Genomic DNA, 16,572 nt, shown 5'->3' on the forward strand with positions numbered 1-16,572 from the left:
CCGGCACGCCCGACCCGAAGTGTCCCGACGACCCTGCCCGCGCTACCGGTTGCTCCGTTGTGGGTCGGTGCACAACGCCCAGATCACGGCGATGTCGATGGCGATGACCACGATCGACCACACCGGGTAGTAGGGCAGCCAGATGAAGTTGGCGATCATGCTCAGCCCGGCCAGGACCACGCCGATGATGCGGGCCCAGACCGCGCCGGTGAACAGCGCGATGCCGGCGAGGAAGATGACGACGCCCAGGATCAGATGGATCCAGCCCCAGCCGGTGGTGCTGAACGAGAACGAGTAGTTGCGCGTTTTGGCGACGATGTCGTCTTTGGCGATGGCGGCGATTCCCTGGAATACCGCCAGGATGCCGCCGAAGGTCATCATGACTCCGGCGAACGCGGCCCATCCCGACAACGAGCCGGGACCCGAATTCTGGCCCATGCCCGTCCGGTGTATGTGAGTGCTCATCGAGAGCCTCCTGCGCGAGGCAGTGCTTCGAGGACGTCCCCCTCGTTCCACACTGACCCTGTCGGCAGGGCCCCGCGACTCGGCCGCACAGGCGGACACGACGTTCGGCGGGGCGGATCACCACCCGCGACGAGCCGGTGCCGATTCGGGCACCGACTGCCGTACCACCGCCAACCGTTTAGGCTGAAAGGTGAGGCTCCCCGGCTTCGGGAACGGTGATCGAGCGCGTCCGCCGACAGGGATGCCGGGGGAGGCGGCCGGGCCCTCGAGGACTCGCCGCATCTCCCGACGGAGGAGGAGAACCATGCCTTCGAACCCGCACACCCCGGTTTCCAACCAGCCCCAGGGCGAGACGGTCGGCACCGATGAGCAGGAGCTCTCCCGGCCGCCCTCGCACGGTGTGGGGCACGAGACCGCTCAACAGACCGGCGGTGGCCGGGAGCAGGTGAAAGGGCACTCGCCGCCGGTGCCCGGATCGTGGTCGGCGAAGGACTGGGCCGCACCCAGCCTGCAGTCGCCCGACATCGGGGAGGCGTCGTTCGGTCCGCCGCCGTCTCCTCCCGAGACCGTGCACGGTCCGGACAACCGGACGCAGATCACGAACACCTCGGAGTATCCCTGGCGCGCGTACGCGTCCTTGCTGATCACCGCCGCGGACGGCTCCACCTGGCTCGGTACGGCCTGGTTCATCGGCCCACACACCCTGGCGACCGCCGGTCACTGCGTCTACATCACGAACAGTGGCGTTCCGGGGCGCGACGGATGGGTCAGAAGCATTCAGGTCATGCCGGGCCGCGACGGCACGTCCCTTCCCTACGGATTCGTGACCGCCGCCATCTTCCACTCGGTGACCGGCTGGACGATCTCGGCGGACGAGAACTACGACTACGGCGCGATCGTCATCCCCACCGACCTGGGCAGTACCACGGGATGGCTCGGTATCGGGACGTGGCCGTCCGCCGATCTGCTCGCCACGACGGGCAACATCGCCGGCTATCCCGCCGACAAGACCGACGGGACCATGTGGTTCGACAGCAGGCAGATCGGTTCGGTGACGCCGATGAAGGTGTACTACGACATCGACACCGCCGGCGGGCAAAGTGGTACGGCCGTCTACCGGGTCGTCGACGGGGAGCGCTACGGCTTCGCCATCCACGCCTACGGCGGGGTGACCGTGAACTCCGGGACGCGAATCAACGCCGACGTGTACGACAACCTGTCGGCCTGGACGGACGCGCGGACCACGACGCGGGCGGCTCCCGTGCAAGTGCCGAGGGACAGCGGCACCTCCTACCTCATCACGGGAGCGGTACGCGACAGGACAGGCGCCCCCGTCCCGCGAGCTCGCGTCTATCTGGTCGACGGGCCGATGCCGTATCCGGACGTCGCCGTGTCGACCGGCGGCGACGGGCGTTTCGCGCTCTCCGTCCCGGCCGGCGGCCTGTACACGGCCGAGTGCCGGACGCGGGACGAAAAGCAGACGCGGGCCACGACCCTGGTGGACGGCGACCGTCCCGCGGAAGTCGAACTCCGGCTCGTCTGACTCCGGATCATCCGAGGATCACCCGAGCGAATCACCGGAGTTCGCCGACCGCAGGACGGTCCGGTTCAGCCCGACCGGCCGACCACCGAATGCGCCGAGAAGGCGGCGCGGTACCGCTCCCGGCTCAGGGGCGGTGTCGTGGTGACGGCGGTGTTGTCCGCCACATGGCGCGGGTCGCGCATGCCGGCCAACGCGCACGTCACCCCCGGGGTGGAACGCGCGAACTGAATCGCGCGTTGTGCGTCCGTGGCCAGATCCGGTATCACGCCGGAGATCCAACCGGGCAGGTCCGCGGCACTGCGGCCCTGCAACAACGAGGCACTCGCCAGCACGGTGAAACCCAGTTCGTCGGCGGTCGCGAGCACGTTGTGCTCGTCCCCGGCCAACGAACGCAAGGCGTCGAGCATGCCGAGATTCACCGGAAGTTGCACGAACCCGAAGTGGTGGCGATCACCGGCGACCTCTCGGGCCAGGCTTTCCAGGGACCGCAGGGACAAGGAACCATCGAAGAAGCCGTCCCACGTCGCCACGCCGTAGTGCGCGATCAGGCCCTCGGCCACGGCCTGCTCCAGTCGCTCGAACGCCCGCCTCATCCGCGAGGCGAACATCGATGCGTCGACGAATCGGAGCTGTGTCTCGGGATTGTGCAGGTAGTAGACGTCGACCACGGCCAAGCCCAGGTTGCGACGGCTTCGTTCGAGTTGATCGGAGAGAAACGCGGGCGCCATGCAGTGCGTTCCCGCCACCTCGTCGGCCCGCAGCGAGCCCGGCGCAATCGCACCCGAGGTGAGGAATCCGGCCTTCGTGCAGACCAGCACGCCCTCTCGGTCGCCGCCGTCCTGTGCGGCGAAGAGGCGCAGCGCGGCACCCACGTTGCGCTCCGAGCGTTGGCAACGGTAGTTCAAGGAGGTGTCGATGACGTTGACGCCGGCGCGCAGCGCGCCGCGGATCGCGGCGACGTATGCCGCGTCGGTTTCATCGTCCATCGCACCGCGGTAGGTTCCGATGCCCACGCTCGACAGGAATATCTCGCGCGTCTCACGATAGAAGTCGACGGTCCGTCCGCCGAACGAGGCCGCGAAAGCGGCCGTTCCTCGCCTGTTCGCGGATCCGGCCGACAATGCGGCCGTGGGGTCGAGGGCCGGCTGTGCTGCGGAGCCGGATGCCGGGGTCGTCCCCCGTGCTCCAGGGGTATCCGAGACCGGACGGTCCTGCCCGTCCAGCCGGGCGAGTTGGCGTTGCAGGCTCTCGAACTCGCCGACGGAGAGCGATTCGCCGCGCCGCAGGACATCGAGAATCGAACGGAGGCCGGGATGGTGGATTTCCATGTCACCCGCCTTACCGGTCGAGGGCCTTCATGAGCACCGCGCTGGAGCGCTCCACCATGTCCCGGACTCCCTCGTCCACGTCACGGGCCGGCGAAAGCTCGTAGCGGCGGGGACAGGCGTCGAGCAGCGTCTGCGCGATTACTTTTCGCACGGACGCGAATCGTTCGAAGGGCTCCTGGGCTTCGGAGGTTTCGACGGCCTGGTCGAAGGACGTCGGATCGTGCCCGATCGCGGTCAGTGCCGACCGGGCGCATTGCACCTCGTCCGCCAGCAACCCGGGGATCAGGGAGCGGACTTCGGCGTCGATCGTGTCGTCGGAGGCCATCGATCGAATCATCGAGGCCTCGCGCCAGAACCGGTCGAGCAGCAAGTGCACGAACGATTCCTCGACCTGGGGATCGGGGTCGACCACGTCCAACACGGTGTCGAGCCAGTCCACGGTGCGGTGACCGGCCGGGCCCAGCTCCCGCCGGTACTGCTCTCTGCCGATCTGCTCGCGCAGGTATCGGGCGCGGGCGAGCGCGGTGCGCGGGCCCGTCATCTCGATCGGTCCGTACCGCTTCGTGTACTGCCGGTCGCCGTCGGACTCGCGTGCCGCCCTGGTGAACAACGCCAGGTAGACGTAGACGTGGTAGGCCGCCAGGGCCCGATGCACGTCCCAGTGGTTTCCGCGCGTGGAGTCGGGCATGTTCCACAACGAGTGGACCAGGGGCCGGTCCGCGCGGGCGAAGTCCGGGACGAGAAGGGTATGACCCGCTCGAAGGTCGTAGAGCTGCTGGTGCAGCGATTCGTGCAGCAGGTGCTCCGCCAGTGCCCAGGGATTGCACAGCGTGCGCTGGTTCAGGAAGATCGTTCCGCTGACCTTGTACTCGGAGCTGGATCGGGTCGCCTCCCATTGGCCCACGGGAGCGAAGACGGCGAGCAGGTGGGTGTGGCTGAGGACGCTGCGCGTCACCTTCGGCAGGACCTCCTCCAGCAAGCGAACGGCCTTGGCCACCATCGCGAGTTCGTCGTCGCCGGGGGTGTGCAGGGTCAGACCGTAGTGAGCCGCCACGATGTCGCGGAAGGCGTCGGTGACGACCGTTTCGGGGCCGTCGTCGCGCCACACCCATCCGTAGTGGGAAGCCGTACCCAGGTGATCCGACAGCTCGGGTCCCAGCAGGCCGGGCACCCCCGCGTCGAGATTGCGGATGGCGCGTCGCAGAATCTCCCGACAGTGCTCCGAAGGAATCCCGTAGGGGATTTCGTCCTCGATCTGGACATGGAGGTACTGCACCGCACACCGGAACACCGTGTCGCCCACGATCCGGTAGCGGGTCTGTGCGTCCGCGCGGTCCAACGCGTCGAGGACCTCACGAGCGAGCGGCAACCGATCGCCGATGCTCTCGAGTCGGCGCCGGTAGCAGGCATGGAGCCTGCTCGTCACGTAGTCGGAGTCGCCGAACGGGTGCTTGGCGAGCAACTCGTCGAGCTCGTCGACCGGCAGCGCGCCGGGCGACGCGGTACTCGTCGCCTGGGTCACGAGCCGGCTCCGTGCTGAGGAGGAGACTGGGCCGGCGAGGGCTTGTGGCCACCCTCGTGGCACGGCGTGCCGCCGGGGGCCGCGGCGGACTCGTGCAGATGGTCGAGGAGGCCCTGAATTTCCTGAAGGCTCGTGTGGTGGTCGGTGTAATGCGAGTTCGGGGTCGAGTGTGTGGTGTGGTGGGTGGTGTCCACCGAGGACCTGTTCTCCAGCTGGTCGACGTGGCCCTGCAGCGTCAACACTTCCTCGGCCGACAGAGCAGTCTGCGCTCGAAGTTTCCTCATGATCTCTTCGATGCTCTGCGAATCCGCCATGACGGGCTCCATTCTCGGGAACGGGTGGCGGAAGAACACGCGTTCCCCGGCCACCGACGTCGACGCTTCGCCCGCTCGGCTCCGGGGACCCGAGATGTTCGGTCGTACCCCGGCAGGCGGTGGGACCGCAGCGTGGGAGGTACGACGGCGAAGACGTCCTTCGTCGAGTAAAACCACACCGGAGTCGAATCACCCGTATACAGAGCCGTGCCATTCGGGTGACCGTGCCCATCGGCCGCTTCGGGGGGAAACCGCCACCGCGGCGACCACCGCATGGCGGGCCGTGGTGACCGCCTGTTCGGATGGTGAACAGCCGCGGGGCCGAGCCCATCTCGCCTGGGCTGTATGGCCCCACGAGCCGTCGGTGGGGATCGCGGCAGACGGCTCTGCCGCGCGCCGGCGGGGTCCACGACCGCCGTCGGAAGGTCAGCGGCTGAACGCGTACACGTCGTAGTTCGAGCTCTCCGTCGTCAGGTCGCCGTAGCCGAGGTAGACGGTGTCGTCGTCGATCACCGGACGGCTGCCCCCGTACGACGCGGTGGGGGGCGTCGGGAGGATGTCCTTGCTCCACAGGATCCGGCCGCCGGCGAGGCTCAGGGCGGCGATGCCGCGGGAGGTTCCGACGTAGACGGTCCTGCCGTCGTGGGTGACGCGGTCCGAGAGGTTCGCGTCGATGTCCTGCTGCCAGGTCCTGGTTCCGGAGACCGGGTCGAACGCGTGCAGGGTGCCGCGCCCGTCGGGGACCAGGACGTGTTCGGGCGCGAGCGTCGGGGCTGCCTGGACGAGGGTGTCGAAGGTGAACTCCCAGCGCGTGTCGCCGTATTGCGCGTCCAGGGCGCGAAGGCGGCCGCCTTTGGCGGGTTCCCGATTACCGATGGTCAGGTACACGAGGTCCGTGTCGGCTTCGGCGCCGCACACGGACCCCTCGGCCGGGCGCGACCACCGGGACTCTCCCGTGGCGGCGTCCAGCACGACGATCCCGTCGCCGAACGTCGGCACGTAGAGGTAATTGTTCGCGACCACTACCGCGTTCGCCTGGCCGGCGACCTTCCGGGCGAAGTCCGGCCGGCCGTCCACCAGGTTCAGGCGGTAGACCCAGCCACTGCTGGTGGCCACGAACACCCGGCCGTTCGGCCCTGATTGCTGGGCCCACGGCCAGCCGTTGGTCTCCGCGGACCACAGTGTGGTGCCCTTGTGGTCCAGCGCGACGAGTCGGCCCTGCCCCGGGCCGATCGCCAAGGACACGAGCAGACACCCCTTGACGATCGAGGACCGCGTGAGGAGGGCCCCGCCCAGATCGACCTGCCACAGGACCCCACCGTCACGGCTGTCCAGACAGACCACCCGGCCGTCGTCGAGGGGGAGGAGGAGAGCGCCCCTGCCGGGCGTGCCGGGCTCTGCGGGCAAGGGGATGCCCATGGAGGTGAAGTGGCGGCGCCAGCGCTGGGCACCCGGTTTCCGGACACCGCCGGGACCGTGCTCCAGCAGGGTGTACGAGGCTCCCCCGATTGCCGCCACCGCGGCCACCCCGCCGTACGTCAGTACCCGGCGCCGCAGCAACGGGCGTGACGGCCTTCCCGGTTGGGGGAGGGGCTCGGGCGACGGTGCCACGGGCCGGGGCGCGGTGCCGTGGGTCGCGAACGACGCAGGTGTGTACGCGCGATTACGGACCCAGGGCAGGTCCTGGACGGCGTTCTGTACGAGTTGGCGGGGCAGCGTGGAATGCGGGCGGGCCGACATCGCAGCGTGGATCCGCCCCCAGACCTCGCCCGGGGTCAGCGTCGCGCCGGCACCGGGGATCCCGCTCTCCAACACCTTGATCAACTCGCCGGTGAACTCCGGGTATTGCTCGTGGGGCCGGGCGAACGACGGCTCGTTGGCGGATGCCGACGTCAGTACGTGATGCCCGCGGTGCGCGTCGTCGAACCCGAGAGCGCTCGAAGGATCGACCTCGCTCGGTCGGGCTCCCATCGTGCCCTTGGCGGCCAGTCCGCTGTAGCAGCAATCGAGTATCTCCAGTTTGCGGCGGGTGTTGCCGACGGCAAGCATCTCGCGTACGTATGCGTAGGAGACCGTGCCGATCTGGATGTGATCGGGGTCCGCGCCGGTCAGGGCGAGGTGCAGGGGACGTCCGTCGGTTCGGCGCAGTCCGTGGCCGGCGAAGTACAGGACCAGGGTGTCCGTTGCCGCGAGCGCCGCGTCCCTGATCGTTTTCAGGACCGTCTCCGGCGACGCCCTGGGGCCCAGCGTCGCGATGTGGTCGGCGGGAAGCCCCCACAGGCTGGGCTCTTGCAGCAGTTGCTTCAGCCGCGTGACTCCGCGAGCGACGGACGGCAGCGAGTCCAGGTGCCGGTACTTGTGGATGCCGATGAGAACCGCGCGGCTCGACGTCGGGTCAGGGATGTCCGTCGGAGTCGTCCCCAGAGGGCGCACCGCTCGAACCGCCTTCCAGCGCCCGGGTGATGTCGACGACGGTTTCCGCCGACGCGTTCTCCAGGATCACCCGTACCTCGCCCCGCTCGATGACGGTCCTGGAGGTCATCGTGGGTGCGGGGCCGGGCGCGGGACGATGCTGGAGGTCGCGCCACGCCATGTGGGCGTAGACCAGAGCGGGGACGGAGAACGCGGCCGTGGTCGCGATCTCCAGCCACCCGATCAGGTCGCCCGACATCCGCCCGGCGTCGGGCGCCGACTCCCTGACCCTGCGGATCCGCATGTACGGCCCCACACGCGGGTGTTCCGCGAGCCAATCGGCCAACTCGGCGGTGAGGCGGCTGCCTTCCGCGGCGACGTCGTGCTCGACCCGAATTCGAAACTGCATGGCCCTCCGTCCCCCGGCACACCCGACCCCGGCCCGACTCCGGGTGGGCGCCTCACCCGAGGATAAATGCCGGGGCCGTCATCGCGGGCGGTAGTACCGAGGTTGGTCCGTACCCTCTGCGTGAAGAGAGTCGACCGTGCGGGAAAGCGGTTGCGGCCGGCCGGCCCGGTTCCCCGGCGGGCTCGATCAGCCGATCGGTGGTGCGAGGTATTCCAGCGCGTAACCGTCGCCGGAGGGGGTCACGCGGGCGATGCCGGGTGAGTCGAGGTGGGCGCCGGCCACGAAGTGGTGTGGTCGGGTCAGTTGTTCGAGGAGTGCCGCGCGCGCGGCGCGGGCCTGGGACTGGTCGCCGTCGAGTTCCCAGGACACGTTCGGCCGATCGAATTGCAGCGTGGGAACGTGGACGGTGTCGCCCCACGCGAGCAGGCGGCCGGTGTCGCTCCCGAATGCGTAGACGGTGTGACCGGGCGTGTGGCCCGGTGTCGGGATCGCGGTGGTCCAGTCGTTGATCGCGACCTTCTCCGACACGGGTACGACCCGGTCGCGGATCGGCGCGAGCCGTCCCGTGAACACCGAGGTGTCGCCCGCGCCGATCCACACGCGCTCGAGTCTGCCGAACGCCTGCGAACCGTCGGGCGCGATCAGGCCGCTCACGTGGTCCTCGTGCCTGTGGGTGATGGCCACGTCGGTGACCTCCGTGCGGTCGATGCCCGCTTCGTCGAGCGCCTCGTGGAGCAATCCCATGGTGGGGTCGTGCCAGGCGTCGGACGCGCCGGTGTCGACGAGAACCGAGCGCGTGCCGTCGGTGACGAAGAAGGCGTTGACCGACAGCCGCAGGTTGTCGCCGGCCAGCGGGACGGCGGCCGGCAACTCGTCGAGCACGCACCCGTCCTCGTCGCGGAGCCGGGTCGGCGGCATGTCGATGTACCCGTCCCGCAACGAGGTCACCCGCAGGTCGCCGAGTTCGAACGTGGCATGGAGCCGGCCACTGGAGATCAAACGCATGGAACCCCTCCGTCGTGTCGGGCGCACACCGTGCGTCTCCGATGGAAGATCAGATCTTCTATAGGAGAAACCCTACACTGTGGGCGGCGGGGTACGCATCGATCGAGGAGCACGGTGACCGAGCAGGACGAAAACACGCCCGAAGCACACCGGGGCGACGACCCGGCCGGCGTGTTCGGCGGCAACGTGCGGCGACGTCGCGAGGAGGCGGGCCTGACGCTGGAGCAGTTGTCCACCCGGTCGTCGGTCAGTCGGGCGATGTTGTCCAAGGTCGAACGCGGCGAGAAGAGCCCGACGATCGGCGTCGCGTCCAGGATCGCCCACGCGCTCGACGCGTCGCTCTCGGACCTGATCGGCGCGCCGGCGGCTGCCGCGTCCGGTGTGGCGGTCGTCATGCACAGGAACGATCGCCCCGTCTTCCGTGACCCGGAAACCGGCTTCGAGCGGCACATCGTCTCGGCGGCCCCGGGCGCGGGACGAGCCGAGATGGTGGTCCACCACCTCCCCGCGCAGGTCTCCACCGGGCTGCTGCCCGCCTATCCGCCGGGCACGGAGAAACAACTCGTGGTGCTCGAAGGCACCCTCACCGTCGCGATCGGCGGGATCGGCGAGACCCTGAACACGGGCGACTCCCTGTTCTTCCAAGCCGACGCGGCCCACGGCTTCGCCAACCGAACGAACGCTCCCTGCGAATACATCATGGTCATCTCGCGCAGAACCTGATCGGCCGCCCGATGTCGTCGCCCACGAGGCGGGTCCGCCCGGATACTGTGGCCATGACGACGAGGAACAACAACGATGCCGTTCTCGGCGGTGCACCGCCCCTCGGGGAGCGCATCGGGCGACTCGTCGACGTGTGGATCCGAGACGGTCGGGGCCGCGACCACCCGGTGACCGGCAAGGCGTTCTTCGCCGTCTACTCCTGGTACCTCCGACACTGGGCCGAACACGACCCGGCATGGGGGGAATTCATCGGCGTCTCCTACGACTTCATCGGCGGCGACGACGGCTGGAACACCATGCTGCGCGAGCGCGTCGTGTGCGAGACCTGCCGGGACACCTATCGCCTGGAGAACATCGGCGTGTGCACCGGATGCATGCGATGCACCTGCTACGCGTGCGGCCCCCACGGATCCTGCACCGGCGAGATCGTCTGACCCGCGTCGAAAAGTCGAAACGTCGGGACCCGCAGGGGCGTTCTTCCGTGCTCCCGGCCCGTGCGACCGGCGCTACACCCAGCCGCGCCGTACCGCCTGCACCCCGGCCTGGAACCGGTTCTCCGCACCCAACTCGTCGAGGAGCACCCGCATTCGCCGCCGCAGGCTCCGGGTGCTGGTGCCCAACTGCCGGGCGATCGTCTCGTCCTTGAGCCCGGACAGCAGCAGGTTCAGGATCCGCCGGTCCTCGGCGTCGAGCGGGTCGCACTCCTGGGGGCCGGCGGCGGTGAGTGGGACGGCCTGTGTCCAGAGCCCTTCGAACAGGGTGACCAGGGCGTCGACCAGGGTGGTGCCGCGGATGACGACGCTGCGGGTGATGGGCGAGTCGAGGTGCAGGGGCAGCAGGGCGATCCGGCGATCGGCGACGGACATCTTCAGCGGGATGTCGGCGAGCACCCGGGCCTCTTCGCCGGCCTGCGACAGGCCGGTCACGTCGTCGAGGTTGCCGGGTGTCGCGAACGACTCGGGGGCGTAGATCGTGCGGTACCGGACCCCGCGGCCCAGAAGGGTGTGTTGGAGCGGGTTGCCGTGGGCGAGGACGTACGGCGGCCGGTCCAGGCTCATGATCTCCTCGGTGGCCTCCTGCTGGAGTCGGGCGAACCACCGGCCGAGTTCGTCGGCGCTGGTCAGCAATTCGACGCCCTCACCGGGGCGGGCGGCCTCGCCGAGCGCGCGGTAGACGGCCTCCAGTTCGGCGGCCGTCTCGGTGACCCTGCCGAGGTCGGCGTGGGCGTTGCGGACCAGGGCGGCAAGGGCGGCGGTGGGGCTGACGGCCGCCCACCGGGTGGGGCGGCCCGAGAGTCGGCTGACCAGACCGTGGCCGCGCAGCCGGGCGAGGGCCGACTGCAGCCTCTCGACACCCGAGCCGGTGCGCTCCGCCAAGTCGCGCACCGTTACCGGCGGTCCGGCCAGAACGGTGCGGTAGACCCGCTCGTCGAAGGGCGCGACCCCGACTGCGCCGAACACGAGCTCGTCCTTTTCCATGGCGAGCGAGCATGGCCGATTCCGGCGCCGGCCGCAACCGGACACCGGCCACACCTGGCCGACCGTCGGGAGGCGCGACTACAAAGAGCACACCACCGGCCCCATGGGAGACGGAATGTTCAACGCACAGCATTCACGGTCGGGTTCAGCGAAGCTGTCCCGGCGCCGACTATTCCTGATCGCTGCGGTGGCCTTCGGCACCGTGTTCGGCGCGTTCGGCGCGGTGCCCGCCGGAGCGGAACCCGTGGCCCCGGCCGACCCACCGACGTCCCTGACCACCCGAGGCAACGAGTGGCGGCAGGTCGGCCCGAACGGCAGCGGCGGCAAACTGGCGTTCACCCCCGCCCGGCCCGCACGGGCCTACGTGCTGACCCCGATCGGCAACGTCGTCTTCCGAACCGACGACCGGGGCACCACCTGGCAGCAGGGCAACGCACTGCCCGTGAACGCCACGGACGCCGGTGGCGTCGCGGCCAGCCCGGTCCGGCCCGACGTGGTGTTCGCCGCCGGCGTGGAGCGGGACCACTGGCGTGGGTACGTGCTGCGCAGCACCGACGCCGGCAGGACGTTCAGCCAAGTGCTGGACACCCCGGACCGGGTCAGCGGAGTCGTGTTCGACCCGACGGGCGCGCGGCTGTACGCCACGGCCGGCGACGGTGTGCGCATCTCCACCGATCACGGCAACACCTGGCGGCTGCTGCCCGGTGCCCCCACCGATGCCCGGAACCCGAAGTTCACCGGGTCCGACCTTTACTTCACTTCCGGCGCCGATGTCTGGGTGCTCCGCCAGGGCGCGCGGACCCCGGTGAAGCTGCCCCGCCCCGGCTCGACCGGCGCACGTGTCGATCAGTTCACCGGCACCGGTGGCACCCTGGTCGCCAGGGGTGACCTGCAGGTCGCGCAGGTCTCCACCGACCGGGGTGCGCACTGGCGGGCGCTGCGCGGGCCGTGGGGCACCGACGTGGTGGTCCTGGCCGCGATCGTGGACGGTTCGGGCCGGCTGCACATCCAGGTCAACCGGTCCACCGGCGAGATGGAGCAATGGGGCAGCCGCGACAACGGCCGCACCTGGCGCGCCGAGGCGGGCCTGGACCGCATCGACCTGTACGAGGCCACCGGCACCTTCCCCGGACGGCCCGGCACGGACGTGATCTCGGCCGGCGCGGGCATCTACACCACCGACGACCACCAGTCCTTCCGCCGGATCGGGGTGCCCGGCTCCGAAGTGTTGTCCCTGACCGTCACCCGGGGCGCGTCGGGCCCGGCGATCGTCGCCGGCACCATGACCGGCAGCTACCAGTCGTCCGCGCCACTGAAGCGGCAACTGCCGCTCGGGTACCAGGAATGGGGTTTCTCCGACACCGCGCCGCACACCTTCGGCAACCGGGTCGACGGCCTGGCCACCGACCCGTCGAACCCTTCGACGGTGTACCGGGTACGCAATACCTGCAACGACGAGCAGCCCTGCTTCTACCTGGAGAAGTCGACCGACGCGGGTCGGCGGTGGACCACCCTCCAGACAGCCGTGCCGGGCAAGGCACTCGCCATCTCGGTCAGCCCCGCCGACCCGAAGCGGCTGTACGTCGCCACCCACTCGCCGTCGGCCGTGTACACCAGCAACGACGGCGGTGAGTCCCTGGTCCAGAACGGGCACGACGACCTGAACGGCTTCACCAGCGTCGCCGTCGACCGGGTCGACCCCGACAGCGCCTGGCTCGGCGGCCCGGACGGGCTGTTCCGGACCACCGACGGCGGCGTCACCCTGCACAAGGTCCTCGACGGCTGGGTGAGCGCGATCGCGCTGAACCCGCGCACCCCGGGCCACGCGGTCATCGCCGCCCGGGACGCGATCTACGTGACCACCGACGACGGCAAGCACCTGACGAAGGTGGCCGGCGACCTGACCGGCTACCTGGGCTCGTTGACGTTCAGCCCGGACGGCTCGACGGTGTTCGCGGGCTCGCACTATTACCACACGCCGGCGCTCGGGGTGCTGCGCAGCACCGACGGCGGCCGGACCTGGGGCTCGATCACCAGGAACCTGCCGGAGCCGTCGGTGTCGTCGCTGACCGTGTCGGCCGACGGCCGGTGGCTGTTCGCGGGGACGACGTACGGAAGCGTGCACCGACTCGCGGTGTGACCACGCACCAGGCGCGCCGCCCCTGTCCGAACACCCGGACAGGGGCGGCGTCGTGACCGGGCGACCACGACCCCACGCGGCCACGCACTAGCCTCGCGCCCATGGCCCGCCACCTTCCCCCCGCCGAGTACTACGCCACGCTGCCCCACCACATCGGCAGCGCCGGAGCGATCCTCCACGACGCCCACGGCCGCATCCTGCTGGTCGAACCGGCCTACGGCGACGGCCACTGGGAGATCCCCGGCGGCGCCATGGACGAGGGCGAATACCCCTGGGACACCGCACGCCGCGAAATCACGGAGGAACTCGGCCTCGACGTCACCCCCGGCCGACTCCTGGCCGTCGACTGGGTACCGCCCCAACCCGACGGCCGCCCCGCTCCGGCGAACCACCTCTTCGACGGCGGCCTCGTCACCGAAGCCCACGCCCGCGCCCACATCCGCCTCGCCGCCGGCGAACTCACCGCCTGGCACCTCGCCACCCCCGACCAATGGGACACCCTGATGGCCCCCCACATGGCCCGCCGCCTCCACGCCTGCGCCCAAGCCCTCGCCGAGGGCACCACCGCCTACCTCCACCACGGCAACGCCCCCACCCCCGACCACCGTTGATCCGCAACGCCTCCGGGGCGGCGCACTCGATCCCCGGAAGGACACGGTCGCGCACCCCACCATTCCCATCGCCCACACCCGGGGAGGGACACCTCGTTGCAGACTGCGACGGCGTGGTCGGCCGGGAGTCGACGAGCGGCGGCGACCGCCAGGGTGTCACACGGGGGAACAGACCGCAGAGCGCGGCTTCTTCGGTTCCGTGCCCGCTCTACGACCGTGTCAGACCGCAGTTCCCGCCCACCCACTGCAGCACCGACTGGTAGGCCGAGGCGAAGCCACTGATGTCGTCCATCGTGCCCTGGTCGGCCCGTTGGTGCAGTTGTCGGTCGACGTTGTCGACGCTGCTCCCGATCGCGGCGGGCGCCTCCTTGTTCATGCGGTCCCACACCTCCAGGGTCTGCGCGTCGGGTAGGCCGTTGTGGAGCTTGTCGTCGGTCGCCATGGTCTTGACCGCGTCGGCGCAGAAGGCCGTGTTGTCGCCCGAGCCGCCTCCGGCCGACGTGGAAGCGGCAGGCTGCCGTGCCGTCGGAACACCCGAACCGGCGTCGGAGCCACCGCTGTTCGCGCCGCCCGACGTGCCCGCGGCGGTCGCCCCGGGGACCGCGGCGCCCGGTCGCGACGTGGTCGTCGCGGCGTCTGCGGTCCTGTGGCCCGACGACGACCCGCCGCACCCGGTCAGCGCTGCGGCCACCAGCACACCGCTCGCCACCACGATCACCCTGGACATCCGATCGGTCGACACGGACCCACCTCCTGGTCTCCTTCGTGAACTCCCGCTCCATCGGCGGAAATCACGTTAAAGGCGCGTGTTTCGAGCACAGTCACATTTGGGGGAATCATGGGAGAACCCGGAAGGTCCCACTGCGGGAGGAACGAAGACGGCGTGCCCGTCGACGTCGAACGGGCGCTCGCCGAACGCGCCTTCGAAGCGGACTTCGTTGTCGGGTCCCCGGAGTGTCACCGGCGGGCGGTACTTTGCATCGACCCATGCGACGCGATTTCAAGGAGCGCTCATCGTGACTTCCGAGACGACCTCGGTGACCGACCCCGGCGGGTGGGATGCCGCGCTGACCGGTGCCTTCGAGATACTGCTCGGTGGCCGGCCCGCCGTCGATCCCGCTGCCGGATACGGGGTGTACTACGCCTCGGACTCTCTCGACGAGTTCCTCTTCCCGAATTCCTGGGCCACCCCCGGTGCGCTGGTGGATCGGGAGTCGAGGCGGTTGCCGGATCCGGACGGGGAGTACCCCTTCTCGCCGTGGGCATGGCGGTTCGACCTGAGCGGGTCGTTGTTCCGCTTCGACGCCGACCTTCTGGCCGGAACGGGACCGTGGGGTGAGGGTGGGCACAAGGGACCTCGGCCGTTCGACGATGCCTTTGTCGCCGACTTGCGGACCGTTTCGTCGATCGATGAAGCCGGTGAAGTCCTCGTCCATGGCGCGGAGTTGGGGATCCTCCTGGGCCGCCACGGGGTCGACCTGACCGACATGGAATGCAAGAAGCTCAACGGTTGGCTCTCCGTGCTGCTGCGCGTTGCCACCGATGGCACTGCGACCGACGCGATGCGGGCCGCCACGTTCACCGAGCGCGGCCCCGCGCACCTGGTGTCGATCCGCGACATGAGTGCCGTTCGCGCCGCGGCCCAGCCCTGGGAAGCGAGCCTGAGCGCGGTTGCGCATCCCGCGCTCCGCGATCACCTCCGCATGCTCTGCCTCAGCGAGGAGGACGCGCGCAGCGAGGGCGGCTTCTACTGCGGTACCGACCACTGGCCGTGGGCCGATGTCCTGGAAGCGGTCGGTTGCTCCCTGGTCGCAGGCTGGGGGTTCGGCGAGTCCCAGGCCGGTGTGGCCGTCGTGCGACTGCCCGATGAATCGCGAGCGTGCTGACGAAGCTCACCGGGATTGCTCCGGCCGGGTTCGGTGTCGCGGACTTTTCGAACATCGCGCGCCCGGGCTCGCGTTGCCCACGCCCGCCCATGAACGCCACGCTCTCGGCGGACCACGACAACGGACGCCGCTACCAATGGCAGGTCCCCACCGGCCTGACTCCCACCACCTGAACCCCTCGACGTCTCCCGCCACGTGTTCGCTCCGGCGTTCCACCGCCGCGAGCACGGTGACGGCTTCGCCCCGTGGCGCGCCGACGACGCGGACGAGGACTGCGACGGAGGAGCGTCGTGGGGGGCGGTGAGCGGGGCTGTGCTCATCGCCCCGGCGGCATGCCGTCGATGGCGAACGGCGGCACGAGGCGGCATCGCGACGGCGGCGTGCTTCGGCGTGTTCGGCCTCGGCGTGAGGAGCGTCGCCGAGGGCGAGTCGGGCCGAACCGGAGTCGATGACCCTCGGCGAGTGCCGCATCCTCGATCTCCTCGGCAGGAACGGGCGCCGGGCAGGGGATCGAGGACGCCGGAGAGCCGGGGACCGACGCGGAGCCGCCATCCGGAACGAAATCGTCCACACGCTCCATGGGGCTGAGCAGACCCCGGGGCTCGCTCTGCCGTCTCGTGCTCGTTATTCACCGTCCTTTTGGGCACGCCGGGGTTCGGCGGCCGGTCGGGCGGGATCGGCGGCGGGATCGGCCTGTCCGAATGCTCCCCCATCCTGCTCGATGGGCTCGAATGAT

General features: G+C 69.8%; 15 protein-coding genes. 6 read left to right on the forward strand and 9 right to left on the reverse strand.

Going from position 1 to position 16,572, the window contains the following annotated elements:
- Positions 1–42: 42 nt before the first annotated feature.
- Complete coding sequence (locus ACH4U8_RS13665) at positions 43–465, reverse strand: hypothetical protein (RefSeq protein WP_360309937.1); 423 nt, start codon at positions 463–465, stop codon at positions 43–45.
- A gap of 304 nt (positions 466–769) precedes the next feature.
- Here ACH4U8_RS13665 and ACH4U8_RS13670 point away from each other — a divergent pair, with 304 nt between their 5' ends.
- Positions 770–2,008: a carboxypeptidase regulatory-like domain-containing protein gene (locus ACH4U8_RS13670; RefSeq protein ID WP_360309939.1), complete on the forward strand. Its 1,239-nt coding sequence runs from the start codon at positions 770–772 to the stop codon at positions 2,006–2,008.
- Positions 2,009–2,073: 65 nt separating this feature from the next.
- On the opposite strand, the gene ACH4U8_RS13675 is transcribed toward ACH4U8_RS13670, so the two are convergent.
- The 6 genes from ACH4U8_RS13675 to ACH4U8_RS13700 all read right to left on the reverse strand — a co-directional run bounded on the left by ACH4U8_RS13675 (position 2,074) and on the right by ACH4U8_RS13700 (position 8,998).
- A complete protein-coding gene (locus tag ACH4U8_RS13675; protein ID WP_360309941.1) occupies positions 2,074–3,336 on the reverse strand; it encodes an aldo/keto reductase in 1,263 nt (420 codons plus the stop codon).
- A gap of 10 nt (positions 3,337–3,346) precedes the next feature.
- Positions 3,347–4,858 (reverse strand): aKG-HExxH-type peptide beta-hydroxylase, encoded by a 1,512-nt coding sequence (locus tag ACH4U8_RS13680; RefSeq protein WP_395777823.1) that lies wholly within the window; start codon positions 4,856–4,858, stop codon positions 3,347–3,349.
- Entirely contained in the window at positions 4,855–5,172 is a 318-nt protein-coding gene (locus ACH4U8_RS13685; RefSeq protein ID WP_360309945.1) for a hypothetical protein, read from the reverse strand. Before ACH4U8_RS13685 ends, ACH4U8_RS13680 begins: the two co-directional genes overlap by 4 nt.
- A gap of 426 nt (positions 5,173–5,598) precedes the next feature.
- Complete coding sequence (locus ACH4U8_RS13690; protein ID WP_395777825.1) at positions 5,599–7,605, reverse strand: PQQ-binding-like beta-propeller repeat protein; 2,007 nt, start codon at positions 7,603–7,605, stop codon at positions 5,599–5,601.
- Positions 7,568–7,993: a hypothetical protein gene (locus tag ACH4U8_RS13695; RefSeq protein WP_395777827.1), complete on the reverse strand. Its 426-nt coding sequence runs from the start codon at positions 7,991–7,993 to the stop codon at positions 7,568–7,570. The genes ACH4U8_RS13690 and ACH4U8_RS13695 overlap by 38 nt, the downstream gene beginning before the upstream one ends.
- Before the next feature lie 186 nt (positions 7,994–8,179).
- On the reverse strand, positions 8,180–8,998 hold the full coding sequence (locus ACH4U8_RS13700; protein ID WP_360309951.1) for an MBL fold metallo-hydrolase: 819 nt from the start codon (positions 8,996–8,998) through the stop codon (positions 8,180–8,182).
- Between the two features lie 114 nt (positions 8,999–9,112).
- On the opposite strand from ACH4U8_RS13700, the gene ACH4U8_RS13705 reads away from it, so the two are divergent.
- Together ACH4U8_RS13705 and ACH4U8_RS13710 are read left to right on the forward strand one after the other, a co-directional pair.
- Entirely contained in the window at positions 9,113–9,721 is a 609-nt protein-coding gene (locus tag ACH4U8_RS13705) for a helix-turn-helix domain-containing protein (RefSeq protein WP_395777829.1), read from the forward strand.
- A gap of 53 nt (positions 9,722–9,774) precedes the next feature.
- Positions 9,775–10,155 carry a hypothetical protein gene (locus ACH4U8_RS13710; RefSeq protein WP_395777831.1) on the forward strand — a complete coding sequence of 127 codons (381 nt, stop codon included), beginning with the start codon at positions 9,775–9,777 and terminating at the stop codon, positions 10,153–10,155.
- A gap of 72 nt (positions 10,156–10,227) precedes the next feature.
- Here the strand turns inward: ACH4U8_RS13710 and ACH4U8_RS13715 are convergent, their stop codons facing one another.
- On the reverse strand, positions 10,228–11,199 hold the full coding sequence (locus ACH4U8_RS13715; protein WP_360309957.1) for a helix-turn-helix domain-containing protein: 972 nt from the start codon (positions 11,197–11,199) through the stop codon (positions 10,228–10,230).
- Positions 11,200–11,386: 187 nt separating this feature from the next.
- Between ACH4U8_RS13715 and ACH4U8_RS13720 the strand changes: the two genes are divergently transcribed.
- Both ACH4U8_RS13720 and ACH4U8_RS13725 read left to right on the forward strand, forming a co-directional pair.
- Positions 11,387–13,339 (forward strand): WD40/YVTN/BNR-like repeat-containing protein, encoded by a 1,953-nt coding sequence (locus ACH4U8_RS13720; RefSeq protein ID WP_395777833.1) that lies wholly within the window; start codon positions 11,387–11,389, stop codon positions 13,337–13,339.
- Positions 13,340–13,440: 101 nt separating this feature from the next.
- Entirely contained in the window at positions 13,441–13,950 is a 510-nt protein-coding gene (locus tag ACH4U8_RS13725; protein ID WP_395777835.1) for an NUDIX domain-containing protein, read from the forward strand.
- A 208-nt stretch (positions 13,951–14,158) separates the two neighbouring features.
- Here ACH4U8_RS13725 and ACH4U8_RS13730 read toward each other — a convergent pair whose 3' ends face one another.
- Entirely contained in the window at positions 14,159–14,692 is a 534-nt protein-coding gene (locus ACH4U8_RS13730) for a hypothetical protein (protein ID WP_395777837.1), read from the reverse strand.
- A gap of 274 nt (positions 14,693–14,966) precedes the next feature.
- Here ACH4U8_RS13730 and ACH4U8_RS13735 point away from each other — a divergent pair, with 274 nt between their 5' ends.
- Entirely contained in the window at positions 14,967–15,836 is an 870-nt protein-coding gene (locus ACH4U8_RS13735) for a hypothetical protein (protein ID WP_395777839.1), read from the forward strand.
- Positions 15,837–16,572 lie beyond the last annotated feature (736 nt).

The sequence above is a fragment of the Embleya sp. NPDC020886 genome, from assembly GCF_044333915.1.
Lineage (GTDB): Bacteria > Actinomycetota > Actinomycetes > Streptomycetales > Streptomycetaceae > Embleya.